This window comes from Shewanella sp. HL-SH8 (assembly GCF_051165765.1).
Taxonomy (GTDB): Bacteria; Pseudomonadota; Gammaproteobacteria; order Enterobacterales; family Shewanellaceae; genus Shewanella; species Shewanella glacialimarina.
The window spans coordinates 2,815,814-2,837,101 of record NZ_CP195039.1; the positions used below are offsets into that span (position 1 = coordinate 2,815,814).

Below are 21,288 nucleotides of genomic sequence, written 5' to 3' on the forward strand. Positions count from 1 at the left end.
ATCTCTGCCAAAGACTTGTACTAAATAACGGATCTAACAAATTAATGACAAAGGTAATCCGTAAACACACAAAAGAGCCATCTCCAATATGAAGATGACTCTCATAAAGAGCTAATTAAACGTATTTAAAGGCTCTTCTGTGTTCATTAAACAGCTCGTTTCAATAACATTGACTTGATATGACCAATTGCTTTAGTTGGGTTTAGTCCTTTAGGACAAACATCAACACAGTTCATAATTCCGTGGCAACGGAACACACTGTAAGCATCGTCAAGCTCAGATAAACGCTCTTCAGTAGCGGTATCACGGCTGTCAATTAAGAAACGATACGCATGTAATAAACCACTTGGTCCGATAAACTTATCTGGATTCCACCAGAAAGAAGGACAAGCCGTAGAACAACATGCACACATGATACATTCGTATAAACCATCTAAGTGCTCGCGCTCTTCAGGTGATTGTAAATGCTCACGCGCTGGGGCCTTTTCATCATTGATAAGATAAGGCTTAATTTTTTCGTATTGCTTATAGAACTGAGTTAGATCAACGACCAAATCTCGCACAACTGGCATGCCTGGTAAAGGACGAACTACAATTTTTTTCCCTTTAAAGGTCGAAATTGGCGTAATACACGCTAAGCCGTTTTTACCATTCATGTTAACACCGTCAGAACCACACACACCTTCACGGCATGAACGACGAAACGCAATTGTTGGGTCTTGTTCTTTCAGCTTAATTAATGCATCTAACACCATCATATCAGAGCCATCAGGCACTTCTAAGGTGTAGTCCTTCATATAAGGCTTGGTATCTACATCAGAATTATAACGATACAATGCAAATGTTAATTTCATCTTTGCAACTCCTGCCTAATAGGTACGTTTTACCGGTGGAAACGCATCACGTAATTTAGGTGTCATATTGACATCACGTTTTGTCATAGCTTGTGTTTTTGGATCATACAAGCTGTGGCATAACCAATTATCATCATCACGGTCTAAATAATCTTCACGAGAATGTGCACCACGGCTTTCAGTACGGAAGTTAGCTGCATAGGCAGTTGCCAGCGCTGTTGACATTAAGTTATCTAATTCTAAACATTCAATACGTTGAGTATTAAATTCATCAGAGTTATCAGATAGCTTAGCCTTCTCAAGACGCTTTTGGATTGCTTGTAGCTGTTCTAGACCTTCTGCCATGGAATCACCACTGCGGAAAACAGAGAAATTTAACTGCATACACAATTGAAGCTCTTTACGGATAACCGAAGGATCTTCGCCGTCTTTGTTGCTTTCCCAACGATTAAGACGAGCAAGTGATGCACTAATTTCTACGTCTGTGGCCGCTTTTGGATCAGGCGTAGCATCTAAAGCTTTACCTAAGTGCTGACCTGCAGCACGACCAAATACCACTAAATCAAGAAGAGAGTTACCACCTAAGCGATTCGCACCGTGTACAGATACACAAGCGATCTCACCTACAGCAAATAAACCTAGTACGTCTTGCTCAGTACCATCAGCATTCTGACGAATAACTTGACCACTGACTTTAGTTGGCAATCCACCCATCATATAATGACAAGTTGGAATAACAGGAATTGGACCATCAGCCGGATCAATGTGAGCAAAAGTACGTGATAATTCACACACACCAGGAAGACGGGCTTCAAGGGTCTCTTTGCCTAAATGATCAAGCTTAAGTAATAAGTGTGGACCTAAAGGACCATCTAAACCACGACCTTCACGAATTTCAGTCATCATTGAACGTGCTACCACGTCACGCGATGCTAAATCTTTGGCATTTGGTGCATAACGTTCCATGAAACGTTCGCCATCTTTATTTAAAAGATATCCACCTTCGCCGCGACAACCTTCAGTCACCAATGTACCTGCGCCAGCAATACCCGTAGGGTGGAACTGCCACATTTCCATGTCTTGTAACTGAACACCAGCACGAGCCGCAATACCAACGCCATCACCAGTATTGATGTGCGCATTAGTGGTTGACGCATAAATACGCCCTGCTCCGCCAGTTGCTAAAATAGTTGCTTTTGCTTTGAAATAAACAATGTTGCCTGTTTCAATTTCAATCGCAGTACAGCCAACAACAACGTCATCTTCATTTTTAACAAGATCTAAAGCATACCATTCAGAATAAACATCTGTTTTATGCTTGACGTTTTGTTGATACAAACAGTGCAGTAGAGCATGACCTGTTCGGTCTGCGGCAGCAGCGGTACGCGCAGCTTGCTCACCACCAAAGTTTCTTGATTGGCCACCAAAAGGACGCTGGTAAATAGTACCATTTTCAAAACGAGAGAATGGTAAACCCATTTGCTCAAGTTCGATAATCGCTTCTGGACCGGTTTTACACATAAACTCAATGGCTTCTTGGTCGCCGATAAAATCAGAACCTTTCACCGTATCATACATGTGTTGTTCCCAGTGATCTTCATGCGCATTACCTAACGCAACAGTGATACCACCTTGCGCAGATACGGTATGAGAACGGGTAGGAAACACTTTTGATAAAAGCGCACAGCTTTTACCTTCTTTAGAAATCTGTAATGCTGCTCGCATACCAGCGCCACCGGCGCCAATCACGATTGCATCAAATTCGCGTACTGGAATACTCACTTATACACCCCACACTATCACGATGCCGGCCGCTAAATAACTGAATGCGGTCACAACGAAGGTAAATTGTAATACACCACGTAACGATGTGCTTTTTACATAGTCAGTCAATACTTGCCATACACCAATCCAAGCGTGGACGAGTAAAGCAACTAAGGCTAACAGTGTAAATACTTTCATTGGCAATGTGCTAAACAAGCCATGCCAAATCTCGAAAGTCAGTGGAGAACTACACGCGATAAATCCCACCAAGAAAATAGTATAACAAGCTAGGATTACCGCACTTGCGCGTAATAAAATATAGTCATGGACACCACTACGTCCAAAACTTGCTGCGTTAGTTACCATACCCAAATCCCCGCTATGATAGAAAAGGTTGCTGCTAAAGCAAACATCACTTTAGCTGAAGCGATACCTGAAGCTAGCTCTTCCCAACGGCCAGTATCCATAATCAAATGACGTATGCCACCTAATAAGTGATATCCAAGCGCGGTTAGAATGCCCCAAAGGATGAACTTCATTACGAAACCATCAAACAAGGTTTGTACGCTAGCGAAGCCTTCAGCAGATGTTAAAGTTGAATTTAACAGCCACAAAAGAATACCAATAGCGAATAGCATGATGACACCGGAAATGCGGTGTAGGATAGATGCGATAGCTGTCGCAGGGAAGCTTATCGTCTGCAGGTCTAGATGGACAGGTCTTTGCTTTTTCACGTTCTGCTCACTCAGCTCCATTGAGCATTATTTTTTTATGTATCTCTTTTTTGCTTTAAACGCATCAAGGTCAAAAAATGTTTATTACATTATTTGAGCAAAAAAGAAATTACTATCAAACATCTAAGCAATTGAGAAATCACTATTTTAGTTTGTAAAGTAATCATTTCTAAAGTGTGATGTTTGTCGCCCTTAGGGACGTAAGCAAGTATACTCGTGAGAATTGTCAAATACAAACATCACATTATGCAAATTCTGTTTTTTTATGATTTTTTTATTCTAAAGCCTATACCACAAGGCTTTCAGCTAGATATATACCTTGGTCTAACAAATTTAAACGCTTATTTAAATTGATCTGTGATCCCTATTCACTGTAAAGTAATGTCCGCTTAACATGCCGCACTCATAGATATAGAATGACGTAAGGAGAACGGGGTATGGCTGATAATATAGCCAAATTAGAGTTACCAGGTAACGATTCAATCGACTTACCAATCAAGAAAGGTACTGAAGGGTTTGATGTAATCGACATCAGTACATTAGGGAAGAAAGGTTATTTCACTTTCGATCCAGGCTTTCTAGCAACAGCTTCTTGTGAGTCTGCAATTACATATATCGATGGTGATCAAGGTATTTTATTACACCGTGGTTATCCGATTGATCAACTTGCAACTGAATCAACTTATTTAGATTTATGCTACTTGCTTTTATACGGAGAGCTACCGTCTAAGGCTGATTTCGACAAGTTTGAAGCCACAGTGAAAGAACACACTATGGTTCACGAGCAAATCGCTTTCTTCTTCCGCGGTTTCCGTCGTGACGCACACCCAATGGCAATGCTATGTGGTGTGACAGGGGCACTGTCTGCTTTCTATCAAGACTCTCTTGATGTTAACAATTCTAAGCATCGTGAAATAGCAGCTTATCGTTTGGTGTCAAAAATGCCAACAATCGCTGCTATGTGTTACAAATACTCAATGGGTCAACCATTTGTGTATCCACGTAACGACTTAAGCTATGCGGGTAACTTTTTATCGATGATGTTCGCAACACCTTGCGAAGAATATAAAGTTAACCCTGTTGTAGAAAAAGCAATGGATCGTATTTTTGTACTCCATGCTGACCATGAGCAAAATGCATCTACCTCTACTGTACGTTTAGCTGGTTCTTCTGGTGCTAACCCATTTGCGTGTATCGCAGCGGGTATCGCATCACTATGGGGCCCTGCTCACGGCGGCGCAAACGAAGCTTGTCTTGCTATGCTTGAAGAGATTGGTTCTGTGGATCGTATCCCAGAGTTTATCGCTAAAGCGAAAGACAAGAATGACCCATTCCGCTTAATGGGCTTCGGACACCGTGTTTACAAGAACTTTGACCCTCGCGCAAAAGTGATGCGTGAAACCTGTCATGAAGTTCTAAATGAACTTAAAGTGGTTGACCCATTACTCGATGTAGCAATGGAACTTGAGCGTATTGCACTTGAAGATGAATATTTTATCTCTAAGAAGCTATATCCGAACGTTGACTTCTACTCTGGTCTCATCATGAAAGCCATTGGTATCCCTAATGATATGTTTACAGTGCTATTTGCATTGTCACGTACCGTTGGTTGGATTTCACATTGGAAAGAAATGTTAGATCAACCAGGTCACAAAATTAGCCGCCCTCGCCAGTTATATACTGGTGAGTCAGCGCGTGAATTTGTGAGTTTAGACAAACGTTAATTCATTAAATGATGTCTAAATAAAAAAGCGCCGAAAGGCGCTTTTTTGTATTCAAAAAACAAATATTCATCCTAGGTCAAACGCTTTCCCCATTCTTTGAATATGCTTCAAAGGAACATTATGCTTGTTGCGTTTTGCGCACAATTGTTGATGAAATGCTGATTTTGGCTCACCAGTTATAACAATTTTCACCTTATAACCCAAAGCGACAGCAGCAGTTTTATAAGCGATATATTCCCAATGACACACATTGGTATTATCACATATGACTATGGGTTCACCTCTTGATAAGGCCTCAATGAATAAGCTTAAATTAATTTGATGATATTCAGATAATTTACTGATATCAAATTGATACAGCCCCTCAACAACAAATAAACTATCGGTTGAGAAATAACCATATTGCTTAGTCTGCAACGCAACTGACAAAGGTTGTGATTGAATAAATTGCTCTACCCAATGTGATTTACCACTTCCGGGTAAACCACGCATAATGATAGCTAGCCTATGGAATAACTCACCATCAATGCATGTGTGCTCAGTGCTCACTGACCCAGTATCTATTGTTTCAGAATCTATTGACTTAATGTCTGCGGACTTAGTACTCATGACGATATCGACTCGCTGCCAATAGTTTTACCCTGCAAAATATTGTCCACTAACTGGGGCATAATGTCCCCTGCTTTACCGGTAAAATGGTATTGGAATTGACTATGTCTATCGGGCGCAACAAGATTAACCTCAACGGTTTGCGCGCCATGATGATTAGCACTATCAACAAAACCTGCTGCAGGATAAACCGTACCTGAAGTGCCGATAGCGATAAATAAGTCGCAGCGGTCCAGTGCATCATGTATTCGGTCCATTCCGAAAGGCATTTCACCAAACCAGACAATATGTGGCCGTAAACGCATTGCAGGAATACAGCAGGTACAGCAATTGTCGGGACCAAAGGGTTCGCGCAAAATAAATGTTTGCAGTGATTTAGGGCATCGACCTTTGGATAATTCCCCGTGCATATGCAATAAACGTCTTGAACCAGCACGTTCATGCAAGTCATCTACATTCTGGGTAATCACTAGTAGATTGCCCTCAAACTCAGCTTCTAATTTGGCCAAGGCAATATGAGCCAAATTCTCACATACTTCACCTGAATGTAATTGTGTCCAACGGTTATTATAAAATCGCTCAACTAATGCAATATCTTTAGCATAGCCTTCAGGTGTCGCCACATCTTCTATGTGATGCTGCTCCCATAAACCATCTTGATCACGAAAAGTGCGAATACCTGACTCTGCAGAAATGCCTGCGCCGGTTAACACGACAATATTCCGGTACATGGTGCTTCCTTTTTATTATTAGGGTGTATTTTTAAGTTATATAATGAAACAGCTCTGCCGCTGTCAGACAAATAGCAGGCTAAGTAATCAAGCTTACACTATCAATAGCAGGGTTTAACCTGCAACTAACTTCAATCATTTTTAGTTTTATTTATTTCAATAGACTAAATAAAACATATTTTCTAGTGTTAATCCAAAGATCATTAATGGCAATAATCCCTTAGTATAAGTAGGCTTACTGTCACAAATAAGCTATTTTTTTGCTAAGCGTTGTTAATAACGGCGATTTTTGGGCTAATAAGTCGATTAAGCAGTTTAAGAGGTTTAAGTTTTCCGATTCAACACATATAATGAATTAATTACCCACGGATGAACCGATTGGTTCTGCAATCAAGAGATTAGCAATGACAGATGGAAATCAAGCGCTTAAAAAAGCCGGTTTAAAAATTACCCTGCCAAGAGTTAAAATTCTAGAGCTAATGCAAAACCCTGAAAATCAACACATCAGTGCAGAAGACTTGTACAAGCGGTTACTTGAAGTAGGCGAAGAAATTGGTTTAGCTACTGTTTACCGCGTGCTTAACCAATTTGATGATGCCGGTATTTTAAACCGTCACCATTTTGAGTCGGGCAAAGCGGTATTTGAAATGTCGACTCAAAAGCACCACGACCATTTAGTGTGCTTAACCTGTGACAAAGTTATTGAGTTCTCTGATGATGTTATTGAACGTCGCCAGGACGAGATTGCTATGCGTCATAATATTAAATTAACTCACCACAGCTTGTACCTTTACGGCCATTGTACTAATGATACTTGCGACCACGCTGACGAATAGTTAATGCTATTGTTCAGAAAGCTAGATTATTAAGATTAGTAAACTATCCATTGCATCAAGCAAATAAAAACCAGCTAACATAGCTGGTTTTTTTGTATCTAAAATTATCATCAATGGTCTTTATAAATCGCGCTGATAAACATGCACTTTATGACCATAATACTCGCTCTGTTCAAAGACTGACATTCCCACCTTTTTAGCTACCGCTTCTGAGCCAACATTTCCGTGCAAAATTAATGCTATAGCAAGTTCAATTCCATATGATGGCTTGAATGTGTTAATTGCAGCTTGTGCCGCTTCATAACCAATTCCCCTTTTCCAATACTCTGGTAAGTAACGGTAACCCAATTCGACCTTATCAAACTCAGGTAAATATTTAGGCCCACAAAAACCAATGACCTTATTGTCTGCTTTATGATGTACCGCCCAGCGGCCAAACCCATGTAGTTGATAGTCTGCAGTAATCACATTTTCAAAAATATCTAACGCTTGCGACTCTTGAGTCATTGGCTCTGCAGGAATATAGGTAAGAATTTCTGGGATACTGTTCAGTAAAAAAAGGCTAGGCACGTCTGATACCGTAAAAGGGCGCAAAATTAAACGTTCTGTTTCAGCAATAATGCTATTTTCATCAACCATGATTGGCTATTCCATTTTCAATATTTATTGATTATTAATCTATTATCATAATTGAAAACGTTGAGATTTTAGCATGTTTTGTTGATTTTATTTAACAAACGCATTAACTCTTGTTGCTCAGTATCGGTCAGTTGCTCCAAAAATTGCTCATTGACCCATTCTGCTTCATGGATGAGGTCATGCTCTAAGGCTTTACCGTTGTCGGTTAAATAAATTTGAAATGCGCGCCGATTATCGGCTTCTTGGTGGCGAGTGACGAACCCTTGCACTTGCAACTGATCAAGTAACCGCGTCATGGTGTAATTAGCTACATCACATCGTTTAGACAGTTCTGTTTGACTCAAGCCTTCTTCTTGCCACAGGGTAAACAATACCGGCCATAGCTTAATATCTAACTCATATCGCTTGAGGCGCGCATCTAACGCTTGCTGCAGCGTCAAATTTAAATGTGATACCAAGTAATTTAAACTTTCGAATCGTTTCAATTAATGCCTCCTCGCTGCGGTTGTACTGCGAATACTCCGAAGATCAATTTTCACTCATAAAACATATCGTATAAACTTACGTTAAAGCATACGCTACAAAACAGTATTTTAGTCAAAATCGACATGTTCATTAATGTATCGGTAATAGCAAGCGCGGTTTAATATTGCTGTTAATCCCCTAGGAAGGCTTACAAAAATTCCCTGCTGTTCCAATTCAATATCTGATGGTATCACGTTAAAGTCAGTATCAAGGTTAGATTTAAAGCAAAAACCTTGCTCTGTTTTATCGACATCAACCATTAACAGTGGCCAGGTTTCAACAGATACTTTCACCTTTTCGACAGGAGTAATTAAGAAGTACTCAGTATCGATGCAATGTAAAATATGACTAAACATTCGCGCAAATTTAGTCGGTAGCGGACTGTTAAGATACAGCCAACTACCATCAGATAAAATACTGAATAACACCTCATCACTGCATAACTTCGCCCCGTCTTTATGGGTGAATTGCTCAATAGATGGCATTGTTTCAGTCTCGTTATCTATCATTTCATCACTACCTAGTTATTATCAAGCAAAGCTAGCAATGCTTCTATTGGGTGCTTTGGATTAAATTTGGCAAACCGTTTAACCTGACTTCGACATGAGTACCCTGACACTAGAATCTGGCTCTTTTGAGCCACTTTATCAATACTTGATTGCCAAGACATGTCAAATAACGCTTTAGACCGCTCAAGATTTTCTAACTCATGACCGTATGTGCCCGCCATACCACAGCAGCCTAGATTTAAACTACTTACCTTAGCACCAAAGTGACTAAAAATAGTTTGCCATTCCTTACCTGTATTGGGTTTAGCCGTTGATTCGGTACAGTGGCTAAACCAGGTAAACTCTGCAGGTGTCTGCTTAATGATTTTAGGTAAATGTTCAATTGCGGTAACTAACCACTCATTAGCCAGTTTTACTTCAAAGTCGCCACGCTTTTTCCCCAAAGCTTCGTGGTATTCGTCTCGGTAGCACAATACTAAAGCAGGATCTAAACCGACCATCGGCATCCCAAGGGAATGGACCTTATTTAAAAAGTCAGCACTGTCTTGAGCCGTTTTAGCAAACTTAGACAAAAAGCCCTTGATATGGCTAGGCTTACCATTGGGTTTAAAGGGTAATAAAACCGGTTTAAAGCCTAGCTTTTCGATTAACTGAATAAAACGATACACTATATCGGCATCATAAAAAGAGTTAAACGGATCTTGTACAACAAGTACGTATTGGGCGCGATCAGCTTCAGGAATACTGTATAAAGCATCTAGGTCATAACCCCTACTTGGGTGACCATCTAAACGTTGCTTTAATGTCGGGACTGACAGCTTGGGGGAGTCGACATAACCAATCGTTTTTTTAATAATCCATTGGCTTAACGGATTTTGTGACGCAAGGTTGGTCACTTTTGGCATTGAGGCCATTAATGGCAGCGAGTCTTCAATGCCGGCAACTAAATAATCTTTAGCCGGACGTAAATAACGTTTGTAGTATATATCAAAAAATTGTGCCCTAAATTTCGGCACATCGACTTTTACCGGACACTGACTAGAACACGCTTTACAGCCTAAACACCCTTTTAAAGACTCCATCACCTCATGTGAATAGTCATAATCACGTTTAGCATTAATGGTATTTTGCACCCGTTGCAATAAGCTTAATGACTTTGATGCGGCTAACGCTTTGACATCAACACCTTCAGCTTCAAGTAACCTTAACCACTCTCGCATTAATCCCGCACGCCCTTTAGGCGATTGAATTCTGTCACCTGTGACTTTAAAAGATGGGCACATAGGCGAATAAGCACTGTAGTTAAAGCACAAGCCATTGCCGTTACAATTCATCACATCGGGAAAAGCGTCACGCACTACTACTGGAATTTGTCTGTCAAAACTGCCTCGTTTGGCGCTATCAACATTAAACATCAATGGACCTGATTGTGCTGGGGCAACTAACTTACCAGGGTTTAAACGATTATCTGGATCAAATAAGCCTTTTATATATTGCAGTACGCCATATAACTCGTCACCAAAAACCGCAGGACCATACTCGCCGCGTACACCTTTTCCGTGCTCGCCCCACATCAAGCCGCCGTACTTAAGGGTCAATGCAGCCACTTGATCAGAAATAACCTTTAATAGCTTTTCATCGGCCTCATCACACATATCAAGGGCTGGGCGAACGTGCAGAACACCAGCATCTACATGGCCAAACATGCCATATTGCAATTTATGGCCATCTAACAGAGCTCGGAACTCCATAATAAAGTCGGCCAAATTTTCAGGTGGCACTGCTGTGTCCTCAGCAAAAGCGATAGGTTTACGGCGACCTTTAGTGGCACCCAGTAAACCTACCGCTTTTTTACGCATACCATATATTTGCTCGATACTGGGTTTATCGCTGGTTACTTGAAAACCAACAAGCCCATATAACTCGTCGTTAAGTTGCTGGGTTAATACCGCTTCTAAACTGGCGACCTTGGCCCGAACGTCAGCATCATCACCAGCAAACTCAACCATATTTAATCCTTCAATAACCTTGTTAGGCACATCTTGAATTAAATCAGCTACCGAGTGCCAAATAATATCTTTTTTTGCTAGGTTTAATACTTTGGAGTCAACGGTTTCAACTACTGTGGCTTTGGCTTGAACTAATGATGGAGCGTGGCGTAAAGCAGACTCAAATGAGTCATATTTTATATTAACCATCATCCGTGTGGTGGGTAATGGTGTAATATTCAATTTTGCTTCGGTGATCACTGCAAGCGTGCCTTCTGATCCAGCAAGAATACGCGATAAATCAAATTGACTTAAGGTATCATTCCACACATGTTTTAAATCGTAACCGGTTAAAAAACGATTCAACTTAGGAAATCGGTTATCGATTAATTCACGCTTATCACGACAAATATCAGCTACTTTGGCAATAATACTATCTGCTAGTGCATTTTCTGTCGGTGAAGAATGGGTTGAATCTTGATTAATTGGTCTAGTCGTTAAAACACTACCGTCGATTAATACACTGGTAAGTCCTAAAACATGATCGGATGTTTTACCGTACACCAAAGACCCAGCCCCTGAAGCATCAGTGTTAACCATTCCGCCCACTGTGGCACGGTTTGACGTGGATAAGTCAGGACTGAAGAAATAACCATGGGGCCTGAGTGCATCATTAAGTGCATCTTTAACCACCCCAGCCTGCACTTTAACCCAACCTTCTTTGGCGTTGATCTCGATCACTTGGTTCATATGACGGGATACGTCTAAAATAAACCCATGGGTTAATGATTGACCATTAGTGCCTGTTCCACCACCACGGGCGCTGAATGTCACCGCACTAAATTCAGGTTTTGCAGCTAAACGTAAGACCAGCTCAACGTCTTTTTGACTGGCTGGATAAATGACCGCTTGGGGCAAAAATTGATAAACAGAATTGTCGGTGGCTTGAATAAGTCTGGCGCTATATCGTTTGTCGATTTCACCATTAAAATCACTTTGTTCCAGCACGTCTAAATACGCTAGATAAATCGGTTCTAAAGTTTGTTTATGTGAAAGTAGAGGTAACATGGCAGACTTATTATTTATTATTAGTTGCAGCCATTATAAACAAAAAAAAGCCGCTAAATAGCGGCTTTTTTATCAACTTGATAAAAATAGCTGTAATTGGCTTCGAAGCTAAATGCTAAATCGAATTCAAACCAGCTATTTTGATAAGTTTAATTGATTAAGCATGATCTTTTGCTAAGTACAACCAAGTGTCGATCACAGTATCCGGATTAAGTGATACGCTATCGATACCTTGCTCGACTAACCATTGTGCAAAGTCAGCATGGTCAGATGGGCCTTGGCCACAAATGCCCACGTAAGCACCTTTGTCTTTAGCCGCTTTAATGGCCATAGCTAAAAGCGCTTTCACGGCTGGATTACGCTCGTCGAATAGATGGCTGATAATGCCAGAGTCACGATCTAAACCCAAAGTTAACTGCGTTAAATCGTTAGAGCCGATTGAGAAGCCATCAAAGTACTCTAAGAACTGTTCGGCAAGTAATGCGTTTGACGGTAATTCACACATCATAATAACGCGTAATCCATCTTTACCGCGCTCTAAGCCTTCTTCTTTAAGTAAGTCGATAACTTGAGCTGCTTCGCCTAGGGTACGTACGAATGGGATCATCACTTCAACGTTGGTTAAGCCCATTTGGTTACGAACACGCTTAATTGCTTCACACTCTAACGCGAAACAATCGCGAAATGATTCAGAGATATAACGACTCGCACCACGGAAGCCCAACATTGGGTTTTCTTCTTCTGGCTCATAATGTTCACCACCGACTAAGTTAGCGTATTCGTTAGACTTAAAGTCTGACATACGTACAATCACTTTTTTCGGGTAGAAAGCAGAAGCGATAGTCGCTATACCTTCAACTAAACGTGCGATATAAAACTCAACAGGAGAGTCATAACCAGCAATCATTTCGTTGATTTCAGTTTGCAACTCAGCAGTTTGTTGATTGAACTCAAGCAAAGCTTTAGGGTGAATACCAATCATACGGTTGATAATGAACTCTAAGCGCGCAAGACCTACACCTTCGTTAGGTAAACGAGCAAAATCAAATGCACGGTCAGGATTACCGACATTCATCATGATTTTCATTGGTAAGTCAGGCAAGGTATCAACACGATTGGTGACGATTTCAAACTCTTGTTTACCAGAATAAATAAAGCCTGTATCACCTTCAGCGCAAGAAACGGTAACGAGTTCGCCGTTTTTAATAAGGTCTGTGACGTTGCCACAACCTACAACAGCAGGAACGCCTAACTCACGCGCAATAATGGCTGCATGACATGTACGGCCACCACGGTTAGTGACGATCGCACTAGCGCGCTTCATGATAGGTTCCCAATCAGGGTCTGTCATGTCAGTAACTAGTACATCACCTGGTTGAATCTGATCCATGTCGGCAATTGATGTTAATACTTTTGCTACGCCTGATCCAATTTTATGCCCAATTGCACGACCTTCACACACTACGTCGCCTTTGGTTTTTAAATGGTAACGTTCAATTAACTGAACATCTTCACGGCTACGCACGGTTTCAGGGCGAGCTTGAACGATATATAACTTACCGTCGTTGCCATCTTTTGCCCATTCAATATCCATTGCACGGCCATAATGCTTTTCGATAATAACGGCTTGTTTCGCCAGTTCCATCACTTCAGCATCATTGATTGAAAATATACGGCGTTGATCAGCAGCAACATCTTCAATTTTAACTTGTTTACCGTGAGATGTTTCATCAGAGTAAACCATTTGAATTAACTTGCTGCCGATATTACGGCGCACAACAGCTTGATGCCCTTGCGCTAAAATTGGTTTGTGTACATAAAATTCGTCTGGGTTAACCGCGCCCTGCACAACCATTTCACCTAAACCAAATGATGAAGTGATAAAGACAACGTCGTTGTTACCTGATTCAGTGTCCATGGTAAACATCACACCTGATGCCGCTTTGTCAGAGCGAACCATGCGCTGAATACCGGCTGACAATGCCACACCTTGGTGCTCATAACCTTGGTGAACCCGGTATGAAATAGCACGATCGTTAAAGAGCGAAGCAAACACATGCTTAATAGCAAGAATAACTGCATCGTAACCTTTTACGTTTAGGAAGGTTTCTTGCTGACCAGCGAATGAAGCGTCTGGCATATCTTCAGCGGTTGCCGATGAACGCACGGCAAATGAAGCCTCTGAAGTTTCGCTAGCTAACTGCTCGTAAGCTTCACGTACGGCGGCTTCAAATTCTGGATGGAATGGAGTTTCAATAACCCACTGTCTAATCTGTGCACCGGCTTTAGCTAGCGCGGTTACATCGTCTACATCTAAGGTTTCGAGTAGGTCGTAAATCTTTTGATTAACACCACTTTGCTCAAGGAACTCATTAAACGCATGAGAGGTAGTTGCAAAACCACCAGGTACTTGAACGCCTGCATTGGCTAGATTACTGATCATTTCTCCAAGGGATGCGTTTTTACCGCCGACCTTGTTCACATCACCCATGCCTAATTCTTGATACCAGAGTACGTATTGCTGCACAGTTTTATCTCCGCAAGTTTTTATTTCAGTGGCCACTTCACATAAGGGCAGTAGCATTTTACACTCCCCTATAAGACGCGTAAATAATTAATTTTATTTGTAATTTTATTACTACAAGAGGTCATTATGGCACCTAAAGTATTCTACATATCAGATGGAACAGCGATCACAGCAGAGGTTTTTGGTCATGCGGTGTTATCGCAATTTCCTATTCAATTTGAAGCACTTACCATTCCATTTGTCGAAACGCTCCAAAAAGCAGAAAAAGTAAAGCTTCAAATAAATGATAGTTTTATTACCACAGGAGAAAGACCCTTGGTGTTCCATTCTATCGTTAACCCCGACATCAGGAATGTCATATTCTCGTCAGAAGGAATGGATTATGATTTTTTAAACACCTTTGTTGCGCCATTAGAACAACATTTAGGTGTCGAAGCTAAACCCGCTTTACATCGAACTCATGGTAAAGCTAACCACAGTTATGAAGCTCGAATTGAAGCGATTAACTTTTCAATGGAAAACGATGACGGCCAAACCATGAAACATATGGATAAAGCAGACATCATTCTTTTAGGGGTATCGCGATGTGGAAAAACTCCTTCAAGTCTCTATTTATCAATGCAATTTGGTATAAAAGCAGCGAATTATCCTTTTACTGAAGATGATATGGATAACCTTAAATTACCCGATGCGCTTAAACGAAATAAGTCTAAATTATTCGGTCTAACGATTGATCCCAACCGTTTACATGAAATTCGTCAAAGTCGCATGGAAAATAGCCGCTATTCATCGCTTAGACAATGCCGTTTAGAAGTCAAAGAGGTTGAAATGATGTATAAAAGGGAGCGTATTCCCTTTGTGAATACCACTAATCATTCAGTAGAAGAGATAGCGACTAAAATTCTTGATATTACAGGATTAGAGCGCCACATGTTCTAGGTTGTCTTTAATATAGAACAATCTCGAACACGGCTGACTTGACGAATATTTCATCTATATAATGAAGGAGTATTCGTCAAAGCTATTTCAAAAGCTGTCTGGAATTTATTCGAAAGCATGTGAAAAAGGGCCTAATCGGATTTACCGCTGAAGATCATTGATATTTTTCAAGCATTAGTTGACCTCTGAAACTCGCATCGTCAGCACATTTGAGGTTATAATCGCCTCCATTATGGTGCAAATAAGCATCTCACGATTTAGCGGTAAGATGAATGACGATTAAAACAGATGAACTACGCACATCCCTATTATGCAAAGTAATTTCACCCGCACAACTTGCGTCTGAATACCCGCTTACTCAAAATGCCGCTGACTACCTTGTTCAGCAGCGTAGAGAAGTAGAAGCTATTATTTCTGGTGAAGACCAACGCCTGTTAGTGATTATTGGACCTTGCTCGATTCATGACACTAAAGCCGCATTAGATTATGCCCAGCGTTTATCGACATTACACCATGAATTAAAAGATGACTTATGCATTGTTATGAGAGTCTATTTTGAAAAGCCTAGAACCATTGTAGGTTGGAAAGGTCTGATTTCAGATCCTGACTTAGACGGCAGCTTCAGCCCTAATAAAGGCTTACGCATGGCGCGTCAACTGCTACAACAAATTACTGAATTAAAGTTGCCTATCGCCACTGAGTTTTTAGACATGGTAAATGGTCAATATATTGCAGATCTCATCACCTGGGGCGCTATTGGTGCTCGCACCACAGAAAGCCAAATTCACCGTGAAATGGCATCAGCTTTATCGTGTCCTGTCGGCTTTAAAAATGGCACAGACGGTAATATCAATATAGCTGTTGATGCTGTACGCGCAGCGCAAGTACCGCATATATTTTATTCACCAGATAAAGATGGCGCCATGGCGGTTTACCGCACCCATGGAAACCCTTATGGCCACATCATTTTACGTGGCGGTAAACAACCTAACTATCAAGCTGCTGATATAGAAGCCGTGCGTCAGCAACTTGAAGAAGTAGGAATTAGCCAGCGTATGGTGGTTGATTTTAGTCATGGCAATAGCCAGAAAAATCATAAAAACCAATTAAATGTTGCCGATAGCATTATTGCCCAATTACGTGATGGTTCAACCGCGATAGCAGGCATAATGGCAGAAAGCTTTATGATTGAAGGTAATCAGAAAGTGATTGAAGGTCAGCCGCTTACATATGGCCAAAGTATTACCGATGCATGTTTGCATTGGGAAGACTCAGAAAAATTACTGCGTGATTTAGCGCAAGCTTCACGTGACCGTAAAGCAAAACTGGTTTAATAACGATTAAGTTTTGAACCTTTTTAATTGCTATAGCTTTATCAGTACTGATTTAAGTAATAGAGATCATAACTGCTTACATCGAGAAACCAGCGTTTAACGCTGGTTTTTTTATGCCCAAAAAAGGTCTACTTTGGGTTCAATTTGGCAAAATCTGTTGTTACCAGTAGAAAAGCATTAACGACATTTGGATCAAATAAAACGCCTGATTGCTGACTAATAAACTCAACAGCAGCCTTATGCCCTGCCGCTTGCTTATAATGCCGCTCACTCGTCATGCCGTCATACACATCAATTAATCTCATAAGACGTGCACTTAGCGGAATAAGTGTACCCATCACATTTTGCGGATATCCTGAGCCATCCCAATTTTCATGATGATATAACGCCATCTCTCTAGCCATTAATAACAACTCATCATTAGAGTGGTAATGTTGTAAGCTTTTTAGGGAAGATGCACCACTGATGCAGTGACGTTTTATGTCTTCAACATCATCTAAAGATAGCTTGCCTTTGTAGCACAATAATCGCTCTGGGATCTTAAGCATGCCTACATCGTGTAACATGCTGGCCAGCATGAGATCATCAATGTTCGCAATCATTTCATCATGACTAGGTGCTGTCTTGGCCAGTTGCATTGCTAAAATTTGCATATACATTGCCACACGATGAATGTGTAATTTAGTGCTTGAATGATACGATTCTGACAATGTGGCCAAACTGACGATAAAGGCGTAGCGAGATGATTGTGTTTGTTTTAACTGCTTTACCGTTGCCTGTAATAAGTAACCACAAATAGCCATGGCTAGAATATTCGTCACCATAAAATTAATCGCGACGACGCACCAAATAAAAAATGAATAATTGGTAATCTCTGGCCACGTTAATACATGATGATCAAAAAGTAGACCTATTACAGACAATGTAAAAAAGTTAATCACTTGTGCAATATAACCCGCCTTATTGCCGAGTAAAGCACAACTCAATAGTGGATAAGTAAAGAGCCAAAAAAAACCAGCTCCTGAGGGCCCAATAGCCAGTAAAAAAGCAACGCCAATCAAATAAGTCATTGCACAGCCAATAATAAAGCGTATTTTAAGCGGAATAAAAAAACCAAAGGCAACACTTAAAAATGCACAATATACAAAAGTATCAAACACCACTAGCCACCAATAATCGAGCTTGATACACAGGTAAACACTGGTAATATAAACGGGGATGCAAATGAGGGATAAAATACTGAAAATGCGTTCAAAAACAGTTTTACGCCATGCCATAATAGCTGACGGTAATACTAGCTTGATTTGGTCTGAATCCTGATTCAATAACGTGGCGGGCATTTTCAGTCCTTTGCAATGGCACCAACTTATCTTAGCTAGATATATTCAATTAGCCAGTTGAATATTTTTTATACTAAAAGTATGACAATTTATAATCAATCATGAAGGTAGAAAAATGCAAAAATCAACTGCAACAATATTGGGGCTTATGCTAGTCCTCAGCTTCACCGTTTTTGGCATACTGATAAAACAGGCCTTAATTGAAGTAAAAACCTATGACCGAAGTGTCACAGTAAAAGGATTAGCTGAAGCAGAGTTCCCAGCCGATATAGTTATCTGGCCGATACAATTTACCGCTGCCAGTAATGACATTGAAGGCTTATATAATCAAGTCGATTCCCAGGCACAGCAAGTGATTAACTTTCTAACCTCACAGAATATCGCTGTGGATGAGATCAGCCTTTCAGCTCCCACTATTAACGATAAATTGGCACAGCAATATGGTGGACAGCAAGATTTTGAGTTCCGTTACACCGCACTGCAAACCATTACTGTTTACTCTAAAAGTATTCAACTGGTGCGCAATGCCATGCCCAAACTGACCGAATTAGGTAAAAAAGGCATTGTATTTAGCCAAAATGATTACAATGCACAGGTTGAATATATCTTTACCCGACTAAATCAAATTAAACCGCAAATGATTGAGCAATCAACGACTAATGCTCGCATGGTTGCTGAAAAGTTTGCTACTGACTCAAACAGTCAGTTAGGTAAGATTAAAAAGGCGTCACAGGGACAGTTTTCAATTAATGACCGCGACAAGAACAACCCACACATTAAACAAGTTAGAGTTGTTTCAACAATTGCATACTATTTAGCAGATTAAATGATTCTCTGAGGTTAAAGCTAGTCACTAATGACAAACTTAATACCTCGTTTTAATGCCAAAAATGTAAATCCACAGGCCAGCTAAATTAGCAGCAATATCGATAAGAATGAGTTCACAGAAAGCACTAAAAGAAATAGATAATAAGTGAAATTCCCGTCTAAAATCAGCTAATGATATTAACAGCTTAAATGACTTTAAGACGTTATCACGGGTGCTATTTAGCATGACTAACTCGCCTCAAAACCAAGTTTTGATACCCGCTGAATCCATTGCGTTCTCGTGTCTTGGGTTGAATTAATAATAGGGCCAAGCATGTTGTTTTTTATTGAATGAAAACCCACAAATTCAAGCGTGGTTTTCTTTAACTGCTTGAGCGCTGGAGCACCTTGCACCCAAATATAATACCAAGGTGGAGTATCCATTGTCATGATAATGCGAGCGGTTTTACCTTGTAATAGTTTTTTAGGGATTAACTTGCCCTGCTCATATTGAAATGCAAAACCAGGTAAAAAAGTACGATCGATTAGCCCTTTTAGCTTTGCCGGCACAGCTCCCCACCAAATTGGGGTTAAAATCACTAGATGCTCGCACCACTCAAGTGCAGCCTGAAATTCCTGAAGTGGATCTTCCATTAGCATGCTCTCTTTATATCCTGCAGATAGATCCAGAATAAACTGCATATCGGATATATCGAGTCGTTTAACTTGATGGTTCTTGTCTGCGGCATCAGCATATACGCAAGCTAAATGGTTAATAAAACTATTCTTTCTTGGGTTTGCTGATAACACTAATATTTTCTTACTCATCTCATTGTCCAAAGAAGGTGATTTGAGATGTAGCTTAGCGTCTCCCTATTAGGGGAGAGTCAAGTCTTTCTAACATGTTATTTGCTCATAACATCGATCAATATTAGCTATTTTATTATTGAGGTCATTAATTTTAACCACAAGTTGCTCTCTAAACTCACTAAGAAATAGCTTGATTTTTGCCCAGTCAACTTGACCATTTTTATACACTATAACGCCTTCAAGTTGAGACAAAGTAACCCCTAGTGCTTTAGCTTCTTTGATTAATATCAGCAGTTCTATATCTTTTGGGCGGTATATCCTATAACGCCCTTTTCTTTCAGGCGTTTGGATGAGTCCCCTTTCTTCATAGAAACGAATGGCCTTGATAGATAATCCGGTCTTTGTTGATATTTCACCAATATACATGTTAGAAAAACCTCATCTTATTTAATGACTAACAAACCCTCAGACATTTAGTGATAAAAAAGCGTGTTAGCAATCGAAATAACTTTTTACACTCCCATCTCAATTACTTTTTTAGGAGTAAAACTGCTGCCAATAGACGCAACTATCACTAAACCAATAGCGGACCACTGCAGTAAAGTCAGTTGCTCGGCTAGAATAATAAAACCAGCCAATGCCGCGATTGCTGGCTCTAAACTCATAAATACGCTAAAAGTTTGCGTCGGCATGTTTCTTAATGCCACCATTTCCAAAGAATAAGGTAAGGCGCTGGACAATATGCCCACCAATAATCCTAGCGGCAACACTTCCCAGCTAAATAATGCTAAACCTTGACTCACAACGCCAACGGGAACCAATACAATGGCAGCCACTGTCATACCAAGGGCAACAGTAATACCACCTGATGCTTGTTTGCCAGTACGAGTACCGAACAAGATATATCCAGCCCAACATGCTCCCGCCCCTAATGCCATTAACGCACCTGTAAGGTCAAGCCCTTCTGCACTGGATGAGTCTGGCAACAGTAGTAAAATACCTGCTATCGCACAGCCCACCCAAAGTAGATCTGTTTTTCTTTTTGACCCTAAAAGCGCTAACGCTAAAGGGCCAGTAAACTCAAGAGCAACAGCGATACCTAACGGAATACGGTCAATAGACAGATAAAATAAGATATTCATTCCGCCTAAGCACAAACCATAAATAATAATGCTTTGCCAGTCTCTTCCCTTTGGTAAGGCACGCCAAGGGCGAAATACCAACCAAAGTACTGCTGCAGCAAAGCCTAAACGCAGTGCTGTTGTTCCCTCTGGACCAACTACAGGAAAAAGTTGTTTAGCTAAAGAAGCACCAGACTGAATAGTCACCATGGCCAGTAAAACACAGCCAATAGCGGTTAGAAGTACACGATTGATTTGCATCTAAAATACATCCGAAAAATAAAAAGTGGGCAAGTCGCTATTCTACCTGAGCTAAGTGACCCCCCGCAGCATTTATTAATATAATGCACTGATATTATCATTAGAATAGATATCACTGATCAGTAAAATGGCACCGTTTTCCGTGTATATAACATCAATAGTTAATTT

At 40.5% G+C, this 21,288-nt stretch carries 20 protein-coding genes; 5 read left to right on the plus strand and 15 right to left on the minus strand.

The window, feature by feature from the left end:
• Positions 1-146: 146 nt before the first annotated feature.
• Genes ACRWQN_RS12450 through sdhC form a run of 4 tightly spaced genes read right to left on the minus strand, consistent with a single transcriptional unit; the run spans position 147 to position 3,373 of the window.
• Positions 147-854: a succinate dehydrogenase iron-sulfur subunit gene (locus tag ACRWQN_RS12450; RefSeq protein ID WP_226415291.1), complete on the minus strand. Its 708-nt coding sequence runs from the start codon at positions 852-854 to the stop codon at positions 147-149.
• A gap of 15 nt (positions 855-869) precedes the next feature.
• A complete protein-coding gene (gene sdhA / locus ACRWQN_RS12455) occupies positions 870-2,636 on the minus strand; it encodes a succinate dehydrogenase flavoprotein subunit (protein WP_434931710.1) in 1,767 nt (588 codons plus the stop codon).
• A complete protein-coding gene (gene sdhD / locus ACRWQN_RS12460; RefSeq protein ID WP_434926410.1) occupies positions 2,637-2,984 on the minus strand; it encodes a succinate dehydrogenase, hydrophobic membrane anchor protein in 348 nt (115 codons plus the stop codon).
• Positions 2,978-3,373, minus strand: a complete 396-nt coding sequence (sdhC, locus tag ACRWQN_RS12465) for a succinate dehydrogenase cytochrome b556 subunit (RefSeq protein WP_226415282.1) — start codon at positions 3,371-3,373, stop codon at positions 2,978-2,980. Before sdhC ends, sdhD begins: the two co-directional genes overlap by 7 nt.
• Before the next feature lie 416 nt (positions 3,374-3,789).
• Here sdhC and ACRWQN_RS12470 point away from each other — a divergent pair, with 416 nt between their 5' ends.
• The gene (locus ACRWQN_RS12470; protein ID WP_434926411.1) at positions 3,790-5,076 is read left to right on the plus strand and encodes a citrate synthase; all 1,287 of its coding nucleotides are present in this window, start codon (positions 3,790-3,792) and stop codon (positions 5,074-5,076) included.
• A 66-nt stretch (positions 5,077-5,142) separates the two neighbouring features.
• On the opposite strand, the gene ACRWQN_RS12475 is transcribed toward ACRWQN_RS12470, so the two are convergent.
• Together ACRWQN_RS12475 and cobB are read right to left on the minus strand one after the other, a co-directional pair.
• The gene (locus ACRWQN_RS12475; protein ID WP_434940653.1) at positions 5,143-5,568 is read right to left on the minus strand and encodes an AAA family ATPase; all 426 of its coding nucleotides are present in this window, start codon (positions 5,566-5,568) and stop codon (positions 5,143-5,145) included.
• Between the two features lie 113 nt (positions 5,569-5,681).
• Entirely contained in the window at positions 5,682-6,416 is a 735-nt protein-coding gene (cobB, locus tag ACRWQN_RS12480) for a Sir2 family NAD+-dependent deacetylase (RefSeq protein ID WP_434931709.1), read from the minus strand.
• A gap of 404 nt (positions 6,417-6,820) precedes the next feature.
• Here cobB and fur point away from each other — a divergent pair, with 404 nt between their 5' ends.
• On the plus strand, positions 6,821-7,252 hold the full coding sequence (fur, locus tag ACRWQN_RS12485) for a ferric iron uptake transcriptional regulator (RefSeq protein WP_226415204.1): 432 nt from the start codon (positions 6,821-6,823) through the stop codon (positions 7,250-7,252).
• A gap of 120 nt (positions 7,253-7,372) precedes the next feature.
• Here the strand turns inward: fur and ACRWQN_RS12490 are convergent, their stop codons facing one another.
• From ACRWQN_RS12490 to ppsA, 5 genes are all read right to left on the minus strand, one after another.
• On the minus strand, positions 7,373-7,873 hold the full coding sequence (locus ACRWQN_RS12490; RefSeq protein WP_434929061.1) for a GNAT family N-acetyltransferase: 501 nt from the start codon (positions 7,871-7,873) through the stop codon (positions 7,373-7,375).
• A gap of 86 nt (positions 7,874-7,959) precedes the next feature.
• Positions 7,960-8,376, minus strand: a complete 417-nt coding sequence (locus ACRWQN_RS12495; RefSeq protein WP_434931708.1) for a MarR family winged helix-turn-helix transcriptional regulator — start codon at positions 8,374-8,376, stop codon at positions 7,960-7,962.
• 108 nt (positions 8,377-8,484) lie between these two features.
• Positions 8,485-8,925 (minus strand): DUF1285 domain-containing protein, encoded by a 441-nt coding sequence (locus ACRWQN_RS12500; protein WP_226415200.1) that lies wholly within the window; start codon positions 8,923-8,925, stop codon positions 8,485-8,487.
• Between the two features lie 11 nt (positions 8,926-8,936).
• Positions 8,937-11,981, minus strand: a complete 3,045-nt coding sequence (gene ydiJ, locus ACRWQN_RS12505) for a D-2-hydroxyglutarate dehydrogenase YdiJ (protein WP_434938052.1) — start codon at positions 11,979-11,981, stop codon at positions 8,937-8,939.
• Positions 11,982-12,138: 157 nt separating this feature from the next.
• Entirely contained in the window at positions 12,139-14,508 is a 2,370-nt protein-coding gene (gene ppsA, locus ACRWQN_RS12510; RefSeq protein ID WP_434929063.1) for a phosphoenolpyruvate synthase, read from the minus strand.
• A gap of 126 nt (positions 14,509-14,634) precedes the next feature.
• Here ppsA and ppsR point away from each other — a divergent pair, with 126 nt between their 5' ends.
• On the plus strand, positions 14,635-15,447 hold the full coding sequence (gene ppsR / locus ACRWQN_RS12515) for a posphoenolpyruvate synthetase regulatory kinase/phosphorylase PpsR (RefSeq protein WP_434926414.1): 813 nt from the start codon (positions 14,635-14,637) through the stop codon (positions 15,445-15,447).
• A 272-nt stretch (positions 15,448-15,719) separates the two neighbouring features.
• Positions 15,720-16,781 carry a 3-deoxy-7-phosphoheptulonate synthase gene (locus ACRWQN_RS12520; protein WP_434938054.1) on the plus strand — a complete coding sequence of 354 codons (1,062 nt, stop codon included), beginning with the start codon at positions 15,720-15,722 and terminating at the stop codon, positions 16,779-16,781.
• A 128-nt stretch (positions 16,782-16,909) separates the two neighbouring features.
• Here the strand turns inward: ACRWQN_RS12520 and ACRWQN_RS12525 are convergent, their stop codons facing one another.
• Entirely contained in the window at positions 16,910-18,121 is a 1,212-nt protein-coding gene (locus ACRWQN_RS12525) for an HD-GYP domain-containing protein (protein ID WP_434938056.1), read from the minus strand.
• Positions 18,122-18,236: 115 nt separating this feature from the next.
• Here ACRWQN_RS12525 and ACRWQN_RS12530 point away from each other — a divergent pair, with 115 nt between their 5' ends.
• On the plus strand, positions 18,237-18,947 hold the full coding sequence (locus tag ACRWQN_RS12530) for an SIMPL domain-containing protein (protein WP_434938058.1): 711 nt from the start codon (positions 18,237-18,239) through the stop codon (positions 18,945-18,947).
• A gap of 230 nt (positions 18,948-19,177) precedes the next feature.
• Here ACRWQN_RS12530 and ACRWQN_RS12535 read toward each other — a convergent pair whose 3' ends face one another.
• The 3 genes from ACRWQN_RS12535 to ACRWQN_RS12545 all read right to left on the minus strand — a co-directional run bounded on the left by ACRWQN_RS12535 (position 19,178) and on the right by ACRWQN_RS12545 (position 21,120).
• Positions 19,178-19,756 (minus strand): NAD(P)H-dependent oxidoreductase, encoded by a 579-nt coding sequence (locus ACRWQN_RS12535; protein ID WP_434938060.1) that lies wholly within the window; start codon positions 19,754-19,756, stop codon positions 19,178-19,180.
• A gap of 69 nt (positions 19,757-19,825) precedes the next feature.
• Positions 19,826-20,164, minus strand: a complete 339-nt coding sequence (locus ACRWQN_RS12540) for a MerR family transcriptional regulator (protein WP_434938062.1) — start codon at positions 20,162-20,164, stop codon at positions 19,826-19,828.
• An 86-nt stretch (positions 20,165-20,250) separates the two neighbouring features.
• Positions 20,251-21,120 carry an EamA family transporter gene (locus tag ACRWQN_RS12545; protein WP_434938064.1) on the minus strand — a complete coding sequence of 290 codons (870 nt, stop codon included), beginning with the start codon at positions 21,118-21,120 and terminating at the stop codon, positions 20,251-20,253.
• Between the last annotated feature and the right edge of the window lie 168 nt (positions 21,121-21,288).

Coding starts and splice junctions, on each gene's coding strand:
- ACRWQN_RS12450 (WP_226415291.1), bottom strand. CDS start 854: ATGAAATTAACATTTGCATTGTATCGTTATAATTCTGATGTAGATACC.
- sdhD (WP_434926410.1), bottom strand. CDS start 2,984: ATGGTAACTAACGCAGCAAGTTTTGGACGTAGTGGTGTCCATGACTAT.
- sdhC (WP_226415282.1), bottom strand. CDS start 3,373: ATGGAGCTGAGTGAGCAGAACGTGAAAAAGCAAAGACCTGTCCATCTA.
- ACRWQN_RS12470 (WP_434926411.1), top strand. CDS start 3,790: ATGGCTGATAATATAGCCAAATTAGAGTTACCAGGTAACGATTCAATC.
- ACRWQN_RS12475 (WP_434940653.1), bottom strand. CDS start 5,568: ATGCGTGGTTTACCCGGAAGTGGTAAATCACATTGGGTAGAGCAATTT.
- cobB (WP_434931709.1), bottom strand. CDS start 6,416: ATGTACCGGAATATTGTCGTGTTAACCGGCGCAGGCATTTCTGCAGAG.
- fur (WP_226415204.1), top strand. CDS start 6,821: ATGACAGATGGAAATCAAGCGCTTAAAAAAGCCGGTTTAAAAATTACC.
- ACRWQN_RS12500 (WP_226415200.1), bottom strand. CDS start 8,925: ATGATAGATAACGAGACTGAAACAATGCCATCTATTGAGCAATTCACC.
- ydiJ (WP_434938052.1), bottom strand. CDS start 11,981: ATGTTACCTCTACTTTCACATAAACAAACTTTAGAACCGATTTATCTA.
- ppsR (WP_434926414.1), top strand. CDS start 14,635: ATGGCACCTAAAGTATTCTACATATCAGATGGAACAGCGATCACAGCA.
- ACRWQN_RS12520 (WP_434938054.1), top strand. CDS start 15,720: ATGACGATTAAAACAGATGAACTACGCACATCCCTATTATGCAAAGTA.
- ACRWQN_RS12525 (WP_434938056.1), bottom strand. CDS start 18,121: ATGCCCGCCACGTTATTGAATCAGGATTCAGACCAAATCAAGCTAGTA.
- ACRWQN_RS12530 (WP_434938058.1), top strand. CDS start 18,237: ATGCAAAAATCAACTGCAACAATATTGGGGCTTATGCTAGTCCTCAGC.
- ACRWQN_RS12535 (WP_434938060.1), bottom strand. CDS start 19,756: ATGAGTAAGAAAATATTAGTGTTATCAGCAAACCCAAGAAAGAATAGT.
- ACRWQN_RS12540 (WP_434938062.1), bottom strand. CDS start 20,164: ATGTATATTGGTGAAATATCAACAAAGACCGGATTATCTATCAAGGCC.
- ACRWQN_RS12545 (WP_434938064.1), bottom strand. CDS start 21,120: ATGCAAATCAATCGTGTACTTCTAACCGCTATTGGCTGTGTTTTACTG.